This window comes from Corynebacterium maris DSM 45190 (assembly GCF_000442645.1).
Taxonomy (GTDB): domain Bacteria; phylum Actinomycetota; class Actinomycetes; order Mycobacteriales; family Mycobacteriaceae; genus Corynebacterium; species Corynebacterium maris.
Genome location: NC_021915.1, coordinates 334,596 through 351,406 on the forward strand (window position 1 = coordinate 334,596; position 16,811 = coordinate 351,406).

Sequence of the window (16,811 nt, forward strand, 5' to 3'; positions counted from 1 at the left end):
CTGCAGAACTCTTACGCTAGAGTTTGCGGTCAAACCCAACCAGGGCGACCAGGTGTAGAGAGAGGGAAGTGCCTAAAGTGGCAGAATCTTCAGAATCCGGAACCAAGACTTTAGTGATCGTGGAGTCGGCCACCAAGGCCAAAAAGATCCAGGAGTATCTTGGTTCCGACTACATCGTGGAAGCCTCCGTCGGCCACATCCGGGACCTGCCGCGCGGCGCCGCGGACGTGCCGGCCAAGTACAAGAAGGAGCCCTGGGCGCGTCTCGGCGTCAACACCGAGGACGGCTTCCAGGCCCTGTACGTGGTCAGCCCGGACAAGAAGAAGAAGGTCTCCGACCTCAAAGCGAAGCTGAAGCAGTCCGACCGACTTTTCCTGGCGACAGACCCGGACCGGGAGGGCGAGGCCATCGCCTGGCACCTGCTCGAGGTACTCAAGCCGACGGTGCCGGTACGCCGCATGGTGTTCAACGAGATCACCGCCGCCGCCATCCGGGAAGCCGCGGAAACCACCCGCGAGATCGACTACCACCTCGTCGACGCGCAGGAAACCCGCCGCATCCTGGATCGCCTCTACGGCTATGAAGTGTCCCCGGTGCTGTGGAAGAAGGTCATGCCCCGGCTGTCGGCGGGGCGTGTGCAGTCGGTGGCCACCCGCGTCATCGTGGAGCGCGAACGCGAGCGCATGGCGTTCATTTCCGCGGAGTACTGGGATCTGGCGGCGACGCTGGACACCGGCGAAGAGCAGTCGGACGCGGAGAACCCGCGCACCTTTCAGGCCAAGCTCACCGGCGTCGACGGCAAGCGCGTGGCCCAGGGCCGCGACTTCAACGACCGCGGCCAGCTGAAGGGTTCCACAGACGAGATCGCGGTCGTCGACAAGCAGACGGCCGAGGCGCTGGCCGCCGGGCTGGACGCCGCGACGATGACGGTGACCTCCGTCGAGCAGAAGCCGTACTCGCGCAAGCCGCAGGCGCCGTTCATGACCTCGACGCTGCAGCAGGAGTCGGGCCGCCGCCTGCACTACACCTCCGAGCGCACGATGCGCATCGCGCAGCGCCTGTACGAAAACGGCCACATCACCTACATGCGCACCGACTCGACCTCGCTGTCGGCGCAGGGGCTGAAGGCCGCCCGCCAGCAGGCCACCGAACTCTACGGGGAGAACTTCGTCGCGGATCAGCCGCGCCGCTACGACCGCAAGGTCAAGAACTCACAGGAGGCGCACGAGGCGGTGCGCCCCGCCGGCGACCGCTTCGCCACCCCCGGTGAGCTGCACGGCGTGCTCGACGCCGAGGAATTCAAACTCTACGAACTGATCTGGGCGCGCACCGTCGCCTCCCAGATGGCCGACGCCCGCGGCACCTCCCTCAAGGTCGTCATCGAGGGCGAGACCACCTCCGGCGAGCGCACCGAATTCTCTGCCACCGGACGCACCATCACCTTCCCCGGCTTTCTGCGTGCCTTGAGCGAAAAGACCGACAAGTCGGACGTGCGCCTGCCGCAGCTGACCGAAGGTGACTCCGTGGATGTGGAGCAGGTCACCGCCGACGGCCACGCCACCAACCCGCCGGCCCGCTACACGGAAGCCTCCCTGGTCAAGAAGATGGAGGACCTGGGCATCGGACGCCCGTCGACGTACGCGTCGATCATCAAGACCATCCAGGACCGCGGCTACGTCTACCCGCGCGGCAACGCGCTGGTGCCCAGCTGGGTGGCCTTTGCCGTCGTCGGCCTGCTGGAGGACAACTTCTCCGCGCTCGTCGACTACGACTTCACCTCCTCGATGGAGGACGAGCTCGACGAGATCGCCGAGGGCAGCTCCGACCGCACCGAGTGGCTGACCGGCTTCTACTACGGTGACGAGCAGGCCTCCGACGCGATGGCGGAATCCATCGCCAAGCAGGGCGGGCTGAAGGACATGATCGAGGGCAACCTCGAATCCATCGACGCCCGCAAGGTCAACTCGCTCGTGCTCTTCCAGGACGACCAGGGCCGCGACGTCGTCGTGCGCGTCGGCCGCTACGGCCCCTACATCGAGCGCGTCGTCGGCGTCACCGCCGAAGGCGAGCCCGACTACCAGCGCGCGAACCTCCCGGAGGCGACCACCCCGGACGAGCTCGACCTGGAGTTGGCGGAAAAGCTCTTCGCCACCCCGCAGGGCGGCCGCGAACTGGGGGTAAACCCGGCCAACGGGCGCATGGTCGTGGCCAAGGAAGGCCGCTACGGCCCGTACGTCACCGAGATCGTGCGTGACGACGAGCAGGCCACCGCCGAGCAGGAGGCCCTGGAGATCGTCGCCCAGGAGCGCGCCGAGGAGGACGCGCAGCGCAAGGCCGACGGCATGCGCAAGAAGAACTGGGAGACCAAGACCGCCGAGAAGCAGAAGCACAAGCGCATCGACCAGCACATCGAGGAGAAGCTCAAGCCGAAGACGGCGTCGCTGTTTGCCTCCATGAGCCCGGCCGAGGTCACGCTGGAGGAGGCGCTGCAGCTGCTGTCGCTGCCGCGCGAAGTCGGCGAGGACGACGGCGAGATGATCACCGCGCAAAACGGCCGCTACGGCCCGTACCTGAAGAAGGGCTCCGACTCGCGCTCGCTGTCGGACGAGGAGCAGATCTTCACGATCACCCTGGATCAGGCCCGCCGCATCTACGCGGAGCCCAAGCGCCGCGGCCGTGCCGCCGCGAAGCCGCCGCTGAAGGAGCTCGGCGACAACGACGTCTCCGGCAAGCCGATGAGCGTGAAAGACGGCCGCTTCGGGCCGTACGTCACCGACGGAGAGACCAACGCCTCTCTGCGCCGCGGCGACACCCCGGAGACCATGACCGACTCCCGCGCCAACGAGCTGCTCTCCGAGCGCCGGGCCAAGGTCGCGGCCGACGGCGGCACTAAGGCCTCGAAGAAGTCGGCGAAGAAGACCACCAAAAAGACGACCAAGAAAACCACGAAGAAGACGACGAAGAAGACGACCCGCAAGAAGCCGCCGCAGACCACGAAGAACGTGGTCAAGGCCGGCAGCAGGAGGAAGTAATGCAGCAGTCCGAGCTCGGCGACACCCTCGTCAGCGAGTTCCTCGACCGCACCTACCGGGGCATCGAATCGACCATCGCCTCGCTCGCCGCCGCCCGCACCGAGCCGGAGCGCCTGGCTTTTGTGGCGCTCAACGACGCCACCACCTTGGCCACCGTCTTCGGTTGGCGGAAGGTGCTGTCGGTGACCCAGCCGCTGACTTTGCCGATGCTGCTAGGCACCGTCGCCCGCACCACCCGTCCGCTGCCGGAGAAAGCCCTGCTGGCCAGTGCGCTCACCGGCGCCACCGCCGCCCAGACGGGCAAGCGGATCGACCCGGACAACCCCACCGGGGTGGCGACCGTCGGCGCCGCGGCGCAGCACGCCGGCTACGGGCTCGCCGTGCGCGGCGCCTATGACGTGGCGCCCTCCGGGGTGGGCGTGGCCCTGCGCGGCGGATTGGTCGCCGCCGGGTTGGGCCTGGCCGCCTGGCGTAACCGCGCGATCCTCCCGGCCACCGTCGCCGGCGGGGCGGCGCTGGTCTATGCGAACGAACTCGCCAACGACCCCAAGATCCGCCGCGGCAACGCGCATGCCGAGGGGCTGGGCCACGGCGCGAACCTGGTGCTCGCCGCCGAAGCGCTGACCCTGGTGCGGGCCACGCTGCTCAAGGGCCGCCGTGGCATCGGCGCCCGCCTGGTGGAGGCCACCGCGACGAGCCTGTCGAACTTGGGCCAGATGCTCATCGTCGACGGCGTCGCCCGGCGCTAGGACTCGGGTCAGGCCCGCACGTCCGCCGGGCCCGCCCCCACGGGCAGGCCTGCGGCGACCCAGGCCTCGACGCCGCCGATCACGTCGGTGGCGCCCGTCAACCCCATCTGGCGCAGCTGCCACGCCGCCACCGACGAAGAATAACTGTGCCGGCAGATGAGGATGTAGCGGTTGTCCCAGCCGGTGGCCTCGGGGATGCGCCAGTCGAAGGTCGGGTCCAGTCGCCAGGGCAGCACGGTCAGGTCGATGACGATCGCGCCGGGGAGTTCGCCCTGCTCGGCGCGGTGAGCGGGCATGCGGACGTCGATAATCATCGCCCCGTCCTGCTGCTCCCGGTGGGCCTGCTCGGGGGTGAGCCGGTCGAGTCCGGACCGTGCCCGGCGCAGGTACGCCATCGCTCCTGTGTCCATGACCGTGCATTATAAGCCTGCGCGATCCGGCGGGGATCGGCACACTGGGATGAACGTCGATAAGGAGAATCTCATGGCCCAGTTGTCCGCCCTCGCGCTCGTGTGCACCTTAAGCCCCTCGCCGACCCCGTCCAGCAGCGAGACCATGGCCCGGCATGTGCTCGCCGAGCTGGAAAAACACGACGTGCGCACCTCCTCGGTGCGGGTCGTCGACTACGACGTGGCGCCCGGCGTCGCCACGGACATGGGCGGCGGCGACCAGTGGCCCGAGCTGCGCCGGCAGGTGCTGGCCGCCGACGTCGTGGTGATCGCCAGCCCGATCTGGTTGGGGCATCCCGCCAGCGTCACCCAGCGCGTGCTGGAGCGGCTCAACGCCGAATCCTCGGAGACCGACGACCAGGGCCGGCCGATCCTCTACGGCAAGGTCGGGCTGGTCGCGGTGGTCGGCAACGAGGACGGGGCGCACAAGGTCACGGCCGACGTCATGCAGGGGCTCAACGACGTCGGCTTCACCCTGCCGGCCCAGGGCGGCACGTACTGGGTGGGCGAGGCGATGCAGAAGGTCGACTACCAGGACCTGGAGGGGATTCCGGAGATCGTCGCCACGACCACGGCGAACGCCGCACGCAACGCGGCGCACCTGGCGCGCACGCTGCGCGAGGTGGAGTACCCGGCTCCCTAGACGAACACGCTGAGCACGTACATGGCGAAGACCATGAGGTGTGCGATTCCGTGGACCGCGCCCACCCGGCGGCCCGCGGCCACCGACACTGACAGCAGCGCGGTGACGGCCAGCAGCATGAGGTTGGCGGGGGATTCCGCGAAGACGACCGTCTGCCCGGTCACCAGCCCGATGAGCAGCACGGTGGGCACCGTCAGCCCCACCGAGGAGACCAGCGCGCCTTGGGTCAGATTGCTCACGCGCTGGATTTCACCCATCCAGGAGGCCCGCAGCGTGGTGATCGTCTCCGGGAGGAAGACGATCGCGGCGATGATGATGCCGGTCAGGGCGACGGGCGCGCCGAGTTGGGAGAGCCCGACGTCGAGAAGCTCCGCCATCGTGTGGCTGAGCAGGACGATGGGAATCGCCATGAGCAGCAGCAGCCCGGTGCGGCCCAGCAGTTCGGCGCGGTGTTCGGCGATGACCTCGCCGACCGGGGGTCGGCCGGCCGTGGCGTCGACGACGCCGGGTTCCTGGAAGTCGGCGGCTTGCGCACCCATCTGCCGCCACAGGAAGAAGACGTAGGAACCGATGGTCAGCACGATGACGGGCACGGCCTGGACGGTGGTGTAGGAGCCGTCGACGCCGATGACCGCGGGCAGGGCGAAAGCCACGGTTCCCAGGGCCATGAGCATCGCCAGATACGCCGAGACGCCGTTGTGGTTCGGAGTCATCTCCTTATGGCGCAGCCCGCCGACGAGCAGGGCCGCGCCGAGCACCAGGTTGAGGATGATCATGGACACCGCCATGATCGAGTCGCGCGCGATGGTGGTGTGCTCGCCGGGGCCGAGCATCACCGCGGAGATGAGGATGACCTCGATCGCCACGATGGAGATGGTCAGCACGAGGGTGCCGTAGGGGTCGCCGAGGCGGCGCGCCAGGTGCTCGGCCTGTTCCATCACCCCGAAGGCGCACACCACGATCACGGCGATGATCGCGATGAGCAGCGGCCACACCGGCAACCCGCCGGGGAGGAACTGGAGAATGACAAAAGCGCCCCACCCGGAGATGAGACGCGCGATGACGCTGAAAGACATGATCAAACCCTTGCGCGGGGCCGTCCCCGCAGAGCCTGCCTGTGGGTCAGGTCGTCCTGACCAGGGCCAGCCTACTGAGCTTGTCGACGCCCGGCAACGCCCTACTCCGGATCCTTCTCGTCCCTGACCTGCGTTTCCGCGTTGTCCGGGGTTTTCTTCGGCGAAATCAGCCGCAGCGTCGCCTGCGCGACCACGCCCACCAACAGGGCCGCGGCGACGGTGCCCTCGCGGACCCCGCCCAAGTTGCCCAGGAAGATCAGCCCCAGCACCGCGGCGATCACCACCAGCGTGGTGTCGAACGTGACTTTCACGTTGCCGAAGAGGAAGGGTTTCTTTGGCCCGAACGCCCGGATCAGTTCGTTGCTGATGGTCAGGATCAGCCCCTCGCCCGCCAGGGGAGTGGCCTTTGCCTTGACCTGGTAGGCCACGCCGACGCCGACCACCAGGATGCCGGCGGCCACCAGCCCCCACTGCTGCAGATAGTTTCCGGGCTCCACGTCGCGCACCAGCCACAGGGCGGCGTCGTTGAACAGCCCGAAGACCAGCACCACGGGGACCTGCAACAGCTGGATCGGCGGGAAGCGCCGCCGCAGCAACAGAATCTGCAGGCCGACGAACACCAGGTTGATCAGGATCAGCCACGTGCCCACCGACCACCCGGTGATCAGGTTTAAGGTGGCCGGGACGCTGGAGATCGGGGTGGTGCCCAGGTCGCTGTGGATGGACAAGGCGATGCCCAGCGACATCAGCGCCAGGCCGAAGAACAGCAAGAGATACCGCCGGGTGACGTCCCGGAGGCCAGAAAAATTCATAATAATATGCACCTCAAAAATAAGAATCGGCCATAAGTGGCCGATTCTCAAGTATAAGGCGCGTCTTTTTGCTAGGAGCGGTCCGCCAGTGTGGAACGGATCGGCCGCGCCAACTGCGTCATCTGGTGGCGCCCGCGCAACTCGATCGACTTCATCGCCGTCCACCGGGCGCGCTCTGCCTCGTTGGCGCCGCGCAACGTCGACATGTTCGTCAGAATCCGGCCCGGGGTGTCCTTCGCCAGATCCGTCAACCGGGCCGCCTGGTTCACGGCGTCGCCGATGACCGTGTACTCGAACCGGTCGTGGCCGCCGATGTGCCCGGCGACCACATGCCCGGAGGCCACCCCGATGCCCGCCTCCAGGCGCAGGCCGCGCAACTCGGTGCGCAACTCCCGGGCGGCGGTCAGCGCATGGCTGGTCGCGTCGTTCAAGTTCAACGGGGCGCCGAAGATCGCGAGTGCGGCGTCGCCCTGGAACTTGTTGATCACGCCCCGGTTGCGGTGGACCACCTCCACGACGACGTCGAAGAAGTTGTTCAGCTCGCTGACGACCTCCTCCGGGGTGTGGTTGACCGCGAACGTCGTCGAGCCGATCACGTCCACGAAAATGACCGCCACCCGCCGGTCCTCGCCGCCGAGCTCCGGCTGCTCCTCCAGTGCGCGCTCCGCGACCTCGGTGCCCACGTAGCTGCCGAACAGATCGCGCACCCGCTGTCGGTCCTTCAACCCGCGCATCATCTCGTTGAACCCGGCCTGCAGCACCCCGATCTCGGAGCCGTCGTAAATGTCGACCTGCGCGTCCGTGTCGCCCCGGCGCACCCGGTTGATCGCCTCCTGCAGCTCCAGGATCGGGTCCGTCACCGACGCCGTCGCCAGCCGCGTGCCGAAATACCCCGTGATCAGCGCCGTGGCCGCCAACGCCACCGTCGCGGGAAGAATGTCCACCGCCGTGTCCGTGAAATACCCGGCCCAATGCCCCAGCACCATCAACCCGATGCCGGCCACCGGGATGCCCGTGGTCATGCCCCACGTCATCAACAGACGCGTGCGAATCGGCGGCTCCATCGTCGAGTCCTCGAAACGGCGCGCCAACGCCTCCGCCGCGATCGGGCGCACCAGCCGCTCCGCCTGCAGATACGTCAGCAGCACCACGACCATCGCCGCCAACGCCAACGTCACGCCCGTGACCAGCGCCAGTCGCGCCGCCGCGGTCGCGGCCACCGCCACCGCGATCGCGATACCGATCAGCCAGATCACCGCCGCCACCCCGGCCTGATAAATCGGCAACCGCATCACCAGGTTGCGCACCATGTTCGCGTCATGGCTGTCCGGGTCGCGCTGCCAATCCAACACCGGCCGAAACAGCTGGAACGTCACGATCACGCCCACCAGCACCGCAAACGCCGCGTAAATCAGCCCGATGGCGTTGATCGAACTATTGTCCACCTGCACCGCGTTGAGATCCTCGGTGGGCACCAAATACCGCAGAAACAACATGACCGCGGCGGCGCCGACGACGTTGGCGCCCAACACCAGGGCGGCGTACAACGGCCACGACGTACCCCACAGCCACTTCAAGCCGCGCAACAGTCTGTCCATGTTCAACAACTCTACTTACCTCCCCGGCGCCGCGGGTTTGTAAGCTGGAGTCTGTGAATGATCCCGTGAGCGTGGCCGACCGACTGGCCGACACCCCCACCGTGCGGGACACCGTCCTCGCCGCCGCGGCCGCCGCCCGAGGCCAGGGCGACCCCCGCGCCATGACGCACGCCTGGCTGCTGACCGGCGCGCCGGGTTCGGGCCGCTCCATCGTGGCGCAGGCCTTCGCCTCGGCGCTGGTGTGCACGCAAGGGCTCGGCTGCGGCGTGTGCGAAAGCTGCCGGGACGTGTGGGCCGGCGCGCACACCGACGTCGTCCACGTCGTGCCCGAGGCGTTGTCCATCAGCGTCGACCTGGTCCGCCAGATCATCGTCCAGGCCGCCAGCTTGCCGACGGTCGCCCCCTGGCGCATCGTCATCATCGAAGACGCCGACCGGCTCAGCCGCATCGCCGCCGACGCCTTCCTCAAAACGGTGGAGGAGCCGCCGGAGCGCACCGTCATCCTCATGCTCGCCCCGTCGACCGACCCGCAGGACTTCTCCCAGACGCTGCGCTCCCGCTGCCGGCACCTGTACGTGCCGAGCCCCTCGACGGAAGAGATCGTCCGGATCTTGACCACGGAGGAAGGCGCCTCCGAAGCGGACGCCCGGCTGGCCGCCAGCGCCTCGTTGCGCCACGTCGGCCGCGCCCGCCGGCTGGTGCGCAGCAGCGCCATGCAGCAGCGCCGCGCGAGCGTGCTCAACATCGCGGAATCCGTCCACCGCGGCGACCAGGCGTTTCAAGCCGTGAGCGCGCTGGTCAAGGCGGTGGACAAGGAGGCCAAGGAAGGTTTCGCCGAGGAGGACGCCGCCGAGCGGGAAAAACTCGAGCTCTCTCTGGGCCGCGGCGGCCGGGGCAAGGGCACGGCGCGGGCCGCCCACGGTACCGCCGGCGCGGTCAAGGACCTGGAGAAGAAGCAGAAGACCCGCCAGACCCGCCGCAAGCGCGACATCCTCGATTTGGCGCTCGTCGACTTCGCCGGGGTCTACCGCGACGCGCTCATGCTGAAAACCGGCGCCCGGGTGCCGCTGACGCATCCCGACTTTGAGCCGTTGGCCAGGGAGATCGCGGAGCGCTCCGAGATCGACGGGCTGGTCGCCTGCCAGGACGCCATCGCCCGGTGCCGCGAGCACCTGGGCCAGAACGTCGCCCCGCAGATCGCCTTCGACGGGATGATCGGCCGCATCCGGCTGGCGCTGAACGCCACCTGATTTTCCGCCCCGGAAGCGGTGCTGTATTATCTTGTTTCGGTGCCTCGCACCACGCCGCCTTAGCTCAGTCGGTAGAGCGTCTCACTCGTAATGAGAAGGTCAGGAGTTCGATTCTCCTAGGCGGCTCCACTGAAAACACCCCTCGGTCCTCGAGGGGTGTCGTGCTTTCAGCCGGAGCTTGGGCGGGTCTGTCACATTTTCCGACGCGTCGTATTATCTAACGTCGTCGCCGCCTGTCGCAGAGCGTGAACAGGCGTTATGCAGATGGGTCTGTAGGAAAATACGATCGGTCGTCTCATCTCTCAACGGCCGCGAATCTTACGCCTCCAGGCCGTCGACGAGTTCGAGGAACTCCTCGGCGTAGGCGAGTCGCTTGAGCAGCTTCTCGTAGCGGGTGCGGGCCTCGGCCCTGATCTCGGCGAGGGTCTCGCGGGCGCCGGCGTCATCGGCGCGGCCGTCGCGCAAGACGTCGGCGGCGTCGAGGAAGTCGCGCATCTGCTCCAGGGTGAAACCAAGCGGCTTCATGCGTCGCACCAGCAGGATGCGGCGGACGTCTTCCTCGGCGTAGAGGCGGAAGCCGCCGGGGCTGCGGCCGGAGGGGGTCACCAGGCCGACGCTGTCGTAATGGCGCAGCGTGGGGATCGACAGGCCGGTCCTTTCGGTGACCTCGCCGATTTTCAGCCCAGTGTCGTCCATCGTGTGTCTTCGTGCTCCTTATGGCGCCGGTCGCGGCCGCCGTGGCCGCGTTGACGGTCGGGTGACCTCCCATTAAAGTGGCGACCGTCTCAACCCTCAAGTTACTGGAGGGTTGCCTTAGGGCGTTCGCCCCACCTGCCATCGAGATGGGATATCCATGTCTGAAACTAGCACGGCGGCTCCGCGCCCCGCCCCGGACGGCGCCGGCGCACCCACCGGTGTCGTCGCGTCCTTTCGTTATGCCTTTTCCTCCCCGGCCCGCTTCCGCATGGAGGTGCTCGGCGGCCTGACGGTCGGGCTCGCCCTGATCCCGGAGGCGCTCGCGTTTTCCATCATCGCGGGCGTCGACCCGGCGGTCGGGCTGTTTTCCGCCGTGATCATGGCGATCGTCATTTCCTTCACCGGCGGGCGCCCGGCGATGATCACCGCGGCCACCGGCGCCGTCGCTCTGGTCATCGCCCCGGTGGCCCGCGACTACGGCCTCGAGTACTTCATCGCCACGGTGTGGCTGGCCGGCGGGCTCCAGATCGCGATGGCGTTGCTGGGCGTGGCCAAGCTGCAGCGCTTCATCCCGCGCTCGGTGATGCTGGGCTTCGTCAACGCGCTGGGCATCCTGCTCATCGTCTCCCAGTTTGAGCACCTCGTCGACGTGCCCTGGGCGGTGTACCCGCTGGCGGGCGTCGGCCTGCTGCTCATGATCTTCTGGCCGAGGGTCACGGATCTGGTCCCGGCCCCGTTGATCACGGTCGTGGCGCTGACCGCGCTGGTGGTGCTCGTCAATATCGATGTGCCGACGGTGTCCGACATGGGGGAGATGCCGACGTCTCTGCCGTCGCTGTTCATCCCGGACGTGCCGCTGAACCTGGAGACCCTCCAGATCATCTTCCCGTACGCGCTGGGCATGGCGATCGTCGGGCTGATGGAGTCGCTGATGACGGCGAAGCTCGTCGACGACATCACCGACACCCACTCCGACAAGACCCGCGAGTCCTGGGGCCAGGGCGTGGCCAACATCGCCTCCGGCCTGTTCGGCGGCATGGGCGGTTGCGCGATGATCGGCCAGACGATGATCAACGTCCGCACGGCCGGCGCCCGCACCCGCTTGTCGACGCTGCTGGCCGGGGGGTTCCTCCTCGGCTTCATCATGTTGCTCAGCGACATCGTGGGCATGATCCCGATGGCCGCGCTGGTGGCGATCATGATCATGGTCGGCTTCGAGACCTTGGACCTGCACTCCCTGCGCCCGCGCACCGTCAAGCTGATGCCACGCAGCGAAACGGCCGTGATGGTCGTGACGATCGTGGCCACCCTGGGCACCGGCAACCTGGCCATCGGCGTCGTGCTGGGCGTGATCACCGCCATGATCATGTTCTCCCGCCGCGTCGCCCACCTGGTGCGCATCGAGAAGGTCGAGGAGCTCACGAAGGACGGCGAAGTCGAGGTGCGCACCTACCGGGTGCACGGCCAGCTGTTCTTCGCCTCGTCCAACGATCTGGTCTATCAGTTCGACTACAACGACGAGGCCGGCCACATCATCATTGACATGTCCGCGGCCGAGGTGTGGGACGCCTCGACCGTGGCCACGCTGGATTCGATCACGCACAAGTTCCAGGGCCGGGGCAAGACCTGCGAAATCACCGGCCTGGACGGCGCCAGCCTGCGCCGCCTGGAGCGGCTGTCCGGGCAGCTCGACTGACGTGTTCTTCGACTCCTGGAACAGCATCGCCAGAATCCTCATCGTCGGGGCGCTGGCGTATCTCATCATGGTGGCGATCGTGCGTGTCAGCGGCAAGCGCACCTTGAGCCAGCTCAACGCCTTCGACCTCATCGTCTCGGTGTCGATGGGGTCGGTGTTGGCCACCACGATCACCTCCACAGACCTCACGCTCGTCGACGGTCTCGTCGGTTTTGCCGTGCTTGCGGGCATGCAGTACCTCGTCGCCTGGGTCTCGTCGAAGAAGCCGTCGGCACGCACGGTCATCACCGCTAATCCCACGGTGCTGGTGCGCGACGGCGAGTTGTTGCACGATGAGATCGCCGACAACCGCCTGGTGGAGAGCGAAATCCTGCAGGCCATCCGGGCCAACGGCACCGGCGACGTGGCCGAGGTGCGCGCGGTGGTGCTGGAAACCGACGGCACCCTCAGCGTGATCACCGACGCCAACTTCGGGGACGGCAGCGCGCTGCGCGATATTTAGCGCAGCAATCCCCGTTTGCTGGCGTGGAACAGCTCCGGGTCGGGGTCCAGCTCCTGGTAGACCCGCGACGGGCGCCAGTTGGCCAGCGCGGAGTCCAAGTCGCGGGCCGCGGCGGCCAGGAAGCCCGCCAGCTCCTTGAGCACCGGCGGCTCGCAGGTGGGGCACGAATTGGCCTCATAGACCACGAGCTCGCCGGTGGCCTGGTTTTCCGCGACGTCCACGCCGCCGATGAGCGTTCCCGCGGCCTGCGAGGCGGTGCGCGCGAGCTCGGCGATCTCGTCGGTCAGCGGGCACATCGCGATGTGCCCGCCGGCGCGCACGTTGGTGATCCACGCGCCGTCGGGGGCGTAGCGGTACATGGCGAAGACGGGGTGGTGGTTGACCAGGTAGACGCGGATGTCGCGGCCGGGGTTGTCGATCCACGGCACGGCGTAGTACTGCTCGTTTTCCGGTAGTTCGGCCAGGTAGCTGTGGGCGTCGTCAAGGCTCTCCAGCTTGCCCAGCCCACGGCCGCCGAACCCGACGGTGGGCTTGGTCACCGCGGGCCCGTCCAGTTCCCCGAACCAGTCGAGCAGCGCCTCGTCGTCGCGGCCGACGATGACCGGGAAGCGCAACGCCCCGCCGGCGGCGAGCATCGCGGAATTGGTGTACTTGTTCTGCGCGCGCAGCAACGTCAGCGCGTCGTTGATGACGGGAATCCCGGCGCGCTCCAGGACGTCCAGGTGCGCCATGCCGGGGCGCAGCAGCTCGTCGAGCACCCAGCCGACGACCAGGTCGGGACGGATCTCACGGCCGTCGACGGAGAAGGTGATCTGGTCGCGGTCGAGCCGGATGACCAGGTCGAAGGGGTGGACGCGAATCACGGACACGCCGTGGTCGCGGAGGGCGGGGAAGAGAATGTCATGGTCTTCGTCGTCGATGTCGTCGCCCAGGAACATGATCAGGGGGCGGTCGGGGTCGAGCGGGTCGTCGAGGCGGCTGCGCATGGTCTCACTCCTTGTCTGAGGCATTAGCGCCACGTTATAGGAAAGTGCGCGGCCGCAGCGCCCTAGACTTGGTCGCCATGAGACAGATGTGGCAACCGGCCATCGTGGTCGCCCTCCTGGCGGTGCGCGTCGTCGTCGCGGCGCAGGGCTGGTTCTATTGGGACGATCTGATCCTGCTGGCGCAGGCGCGGGACACCCCGCTGGCGGAGTTGGTGTGGCGCCCGCACGACGGGCACCTGATGCCGGGGTCCTGGCTGCTGATCTGGCTGTTCGCCACGCTTGTCGACGGCCTGAACTGGCCCGCCGCGCTCACGGCCTTGGCTACCGGTCAGCTGCTGGCCGCGGGCGCGGTGGCGTACGCGGCGTGGCGGATCTGCCCGCGCCAGGCCTGGTGGGTCACCGGAATCTATGTCCTGGTGCCGGTGACGCTACCGGTGACCACCTGGCTGGCGGCCGCGGTGAACTCGCTGCCGCTGCACGCGGCGTGCGCGGTGTGGCTGGCCCACGGGTGGCTCTACCTGCGCCACGGGCGGGTGCGGGACGCCGTCATCGCCGCCGTCGCCGTGCTGGCCGCCGGGTTCTTCAGCGAGCGCGTGATCTTCCTGGCGCCGTTTACTCTCCTCCTGCTGCTGGCCTGGGGGCCGGCGACCCGCTGGCTGCGGCTGACCGTCGCGCTGGTGGTTCCGGCCGCGGGGTGGGCGATCGCCTACCTGATGGCCGTGGGTGACCCGTGGGTCTCAGGGGGCGGGGGACTGCTCGTCCACGGTTACCTGCAGGCCTTCCTGCCGACCCTGGTCGGCGGCCCCTGGGACTGGGAACGCTGGCACCCCGGGCCGCCGTTCGCCACCCCTCCCGGCGCGGCGATCGTGCTCGGGGTGCTCGCCGCGGTGGTGCTGCTCGGCTGGTCGATCTGGCGCCGCCACGCCGCGCCCCTGCTCGTGCTCGCCTACCCGCTGCTGCCTTTCCTGGCGCTGGCGGTGGCGCGCTCCGGGCCGGACACCGCCCCCGAGATCACCCAAACCTTGCGGCACTTCGCGGAAGTCGCCGTCCTCATGGCGTTGACGGCCGGGGTCCTGGCCGCACAGAACCCGCGCCCGCCGCGCTGGACGCCGGTGCTCGGGGTGGTGCTGGCCGCTTCCAGCCTGTTCAGCACGGCGACCTACGCGCAGTCCTGGGCCGAGCAGCCCGCCCGCGAGTATTTCACCGCCCTGCGCGCCGGGTTAGAGGGACGGGAGGAGCCGATCCTGGATCAGGCGGTGCCGCTGGAGGTACTGCTGCCGGTGGCGCATCCTTATAACCGGTTGTCGACGCTGCTCGGACCGCCGCAGATCAGTGACTCGACGACCGCCCCGGCGCTGGTCGACGGTTTCGGCACTCTCGTCGACGCGGAGCTGTACCCGATGCGGGCCACCGGGGCCGAGTGTGGGCCGGGGGCGTTCGCGCTGGATGGGCCGCTCATGGAGCGCGACTGGGTGCTGCGCCTGAACTACTTCGCCGAGGACGACGGCGAGATCGCGGTGGCCCTCGACGGCGAGGCGGTCACCGTGCCGGTGGAGGCCGGGCTGCACCAGGTCCACGTCGCGCTGACCGGCGGCGGGCAGGAGCTGCGCGTCGACGGCGAGGTGTGCCTGGGCCGCAGCGAAGTGGGCGTGCTCGCCCCGGCGCGCTAGCTGGGGTTAGACGCCCGGCAGCAGGCGCGGCACGACCTTGCCCGTGACGTTACGCGGCAGCTCGTCGACGAAGTGCACGTCGCGCGGGACGGAGTGGTCGGCGAGTTTCTCCAGCACCCACTCGCGCACGGCGTCTTCCGTCAGCGCGCGGCCGTCGGCGTCGTCGCTGCGCACGATCCACACGGCGATGCGCTCGAAGGTCTCCGGGTCGTCGACGCCGGCGGCGTGGAGGTCGGCCACGCCGGGCATCGGCTCGAGCACGTCCATCACGCTGCCGGGGTAGACGTTTTCGCCGCCGACGATGATCATGTCGTCGATGCGCCCCAGCACGTGCAACCGGTGGTGCTCGTCCAGGTAGCCGAGGTCGCCCATCTCCACGAGCTCGCCGACGCGCTTCACCGGGATGTCCGGGTTGGTGTAGCCGGTCAGGGAGGTGGAGTTTTTCAGGTAGATGCGCCCGACGGCGCCGGTGGGCACCTCGTCTCCGTTTTTGTCCAGGATCTTCAGCCGCGTGCCCACCGAGACGTCGCCGGCGAGGGTCGGTTCGGCGCTGATCTGCTCCGCGGAGGCGCTGGCCGCCAGGGTCAGCTCGGTGGAGCCGTAGATGTTGCCCATGATGGGGCCGAAGCGCTCGGTGACGGCCTCGACCATCGCGGGGGTCAGGGCATTGCCGGAGGAGGCGATGATCTCCAGCGAGGAGGTGTCGTACTTCTCGTTGTCTTCGATCTGCAGCATCTGCTTGAGGAAGATCGGCGAGGAGATCATGGCGTGCAGGCGGTACTTCTCGATCTGGACGAAGCAGTTCTCCGGGTCGAAGACGCGCTGGGTGACCACGGTGTGGCGGGCGGCGAAACAGATGTTGGTCAGCGACCAACCCCAGGTGTGGAACATGGAGGCGGTCATCTGCACGCGCATGTCGGCCTTGAGGGGGATCTTGTCCAGCACGCCGGCCAGCACGAAGGGCAGCTTCGGCTCGGGGCGCACCACGCCCTTGGGGATGCCGGTGGTGCCGGAGCTCATGAGCACGATGGCGCCGTGCTTGGGAAAGACGGGCAGGCGGACCCCGGCGAGCTTTTCCGGGCGGGAGACGACGTCGGTCAGGGTCAGCCGCTCGGTCGGGCGCGACTGGTGGGCGATGATGGTGTGCGGGCCCTCGGGGGCGCGGTCGATGAACTCGTCGTCGATGACGAGCACGTTGATGTCGTTTTCCTCGATCACCCCGGCGAGCTGCTCGGGGGAGGAGCCGACGTTGAGCAGGAAGATCGTGGCGCCGGCGTAGCCTTTGGCGGCCATGGGCAGCAGGATGCCGCGGCCGTTGCGCGCCATGACGCCGAGACGGATCTCGTCGAGACCCAGGGACAGCAGGTGGCGGGCGATGAGCTTCGAGTCGTTTTGGAACTGCCGGTAGGTCAGGGCGCCGTCGTCGTCGATCAGCGCCAGGCGGTCCGGGCAGGTGATCGCGGCCTGTTCGACCTCGCGGGCCAGGGTGAACCAGTAGCGGCCGAGGACGGCGGGCAGCTTGACCACGGGTCCCACGCCGGTGGCCGGGTCGACGATGCCGGATTCTAGGACGGCGGGCACGAACTTCCCGAGGGCTTTCGCGTTGAAGGCGATGTCGTTCAGGACAGTGCGCACGGACATGGAGTTCTCCT

The 16,811-nt window shown here is 68.2% G+C and carries 14 protein-coding genes and 1 tRNA gene; 8 read left to right on the plus strand and 7 right to left on the minus strand.

Going from position 1 to position 16,811, the window contains the following annotated elements; genetic code table 11:
• Positions 1-77: 77 nt before the first annotated feature.
• Together topA and B841_RS01655 are read left to right on the plus strand one after the other, a co-directional pair.
• The gene (gene topA, locus B841_RS01650) at positions 78-3,032 is read left to right on the plus strand and encodes a type I DNA topoisomerase (RefSeq protein WP_041631689.1); all 2,955 of its coding nucleotides are present in this window, start codon (positions 78-80) and stop codon (positions 3,030-3,032) included.
• Positions 3,032-3,781, plus strand: coding sequence for a hypothetical protein (locus tag B841_RS01655; protein ID WP_020933743.1), 750 nt, complete (start codon positions 3,032-3,034; stop codon positions 3,779-3,781). Before topA ends, B841_RS01655 begins: the two co-directional genes overlap by 1 nt.
• Before the next feature lie 8 nt (positions 3,782-3,789).
• Here B841_RS01655 and B841_RS01660 read toward each other — a convergent pair whose 3' ends face one another.
• The gene (locus B841_RS01660) at positions 3,790-4,191 is read right to left on the minus strand and encodes a rhodanese-like domain-containing protein (protein ID WP_041631690.1); all 402 of its coding nucleotides are present in this window, start codon (positions 4,189-4,191) and stop codon (positions 3,790-3,792) included.
• A 73-nt stretch (positions 4,192-4,264) separates the two neighbouring features.
• Here B841_RS01660 and B841_RS01665 point away from each other — a divergent pair, with 73 nt between their 5' ends.
• The gene (locus B841_RS01665; protein ID WP_020933745.1) at positions 4,265-4,873 is read left to right on the plus strand and encodes a flavodoxin family protein; all 609 of its coding nucleotides are present in this window, start codon (positions 4,265-4,267) and stop codon (positions 4,871-4,873) included.
• On the opposite strand, the gene B841_RS01670 is transcribed toward B841_RS01665, so the two are convergent.
• The 3 genes from B841_RS01670 to B841_RS01680 form a co-directional block, all read right to left on the minus strand.
• Positions 4,870-5,949 carry a calcium:proton antiporter gene (locus B841_RS01670; protein ID WP_020933746.1) on the minus strand — a complete coding sequence of 360 codons (1,080 nt, stop codon included), beginning with the start codon at positions 5,947-5,949 and terminating at the stop codon, positions 4,870-4,872. The two genes, B841_RS01665 and B841_RS01670, sit on opposite strands and share 4 nt — an antisense overlap.
• 101 nt (positions 5,950-6,050) lie before the next feature.
• Positions 6,051-6,761, minus strand: coding sequence for a YczE/YyaS/YitT family protein (locus B841_RS01675; protein WP_020933747.1), 711 nt, complete (start codon positions 6,759-6,761; stop codon positions 6,051-6,053).
• 71 nt (positions 6,762-6,832) lie between these two features.
• Positions 6,833-8,359, minus strand: coding sequence for an adenylate/guanylate cyclase domain-containing protein (locus tag B841_RS01680; protein WP_020933748.1), 1,527 nt, complete (start codon positions 8,357-8,359; stop codon positions 6,833-6,835).
• A gap of 53 nt (positions 8,360-8,412) precedes the next feature.
• Between B841_RS01680 and B841_RS01685 the strand changes: the two genes are divergently transcribed.
• Together B841_RS01685 and B841_RS01690 are read left to right on the plus strand one after the other, a co-directional pair.
• On the plus strand, positions 8,413-9,609 hold the full coding sequence (locus B841_RS01685; protein WP_041631691.1) for a DNA polymerase III subunit delta': 1,197 nt from the start codon (positions 8,413-8,415) through the stop codon (positions 9,607-9,609).
• A gap of 53 nt (positions 9,610-9,662) precedes the next feature.
• Positions 9,663-9,738, plus strand: a tRNA-Thr gene (locus tag B841_RS01690).
• Between the two features lie 189 nt (positions 9,739-9,927).
• Here the strand turns inward: B841_RS01690 and B841_RS01695 are convergent.
• Entirely contained in the window at positions 9,928-10,305 is a 378-nt protein-coding gene (locus B841_RS01695; RefSeq protein WP_020933750.1) for a MerR family transcriptional regulator, read from the minus strand.
• A 157-nt stretch (positions 10,306-10,462) separates the two neighbouring features.
• On the opposite strand from B841_RS01695, the gene B841_RS01700 reads away from it, so the two are divergent.
• Together B841_RS01700 and B841_RS01705 are read left to right on the plus strand one after the other, a co-directional pair.
• The gene (locus B841_RS01700; protein WP_020933751.1) at positions 10,463-12,001 is read left to right on the plus strand and encodes a SulP family inorganic anion transporter; all 1,539 of its coding nucleotides are present in this window, start codon (positions 10,463-10,465) and stop codon (positions 11,999-12,001) included.
• Position 12,002: 1 nt separating this feature from the next.
• Positions 12,003-12,503 carry a DUF421 domain-containing protein gene (locus B841_RS01705; protein WP_020933752.1) on the plus strand — a complete coding sequence of 167 codons (501 nt, stop codon included), beginning with the start codon at positions 12,003-12,005 and terminating at the stop codon, positions 12,501-12,503.
• Here B841_RS01705 and B841_RS01710 read toward each other — a convergent pair.
• Positions 12,500-13,489 carry an ATP-grasp domain-containing protein gene (locus B841_RS01710; RefSeq protein WP_020933753.1) on the minus strand — a complete coding sequence of 330 codons (990 nt, stop codon included), beginning with the start codon at positions 13,487-13,489 and terminating at the stop codon, positions 12,500-12,502. The genes B841_RS01705 and B841_RS01710 overlap by 4 nt on opposite strands.
• A gap of 77 nt (positions 13,490-13,566) precedes the next feature.
• Between B841_RS01710 and B841_RS01715 the strand changes: the two genes are divergently transcribed.
• Positions 13,567-15,159 (plus strand): hypothetical protein, encoded by a 1,593-nt coding sequence (locus B841_RS01715; protein WP_156844656.1) that lies wholly within the window; start codon positions 13,567-13,569, stop codon positions 15,157-15,159.
• A 6-nt stretch (positions 15,160-15,165) separates the two neighbouring features.
• Here B841_RS01715 and B841_RS01720 read toward each other — a convergent pair whose 3' ends face one another.
• The gene (locus B841_RS01720) at positions 15,166-16,800 is read right to left on the minus strand and encodes an AMP-binding protein (protein WP_020933755.1); all 1,635 of its coding nucleotides are present in this window, start codon (positions 16,798-16,800) and stop codon (positions 15,166-15,168) included.
• Positions 16,801-16,811 lie beyond the last annotated feature (11 nt).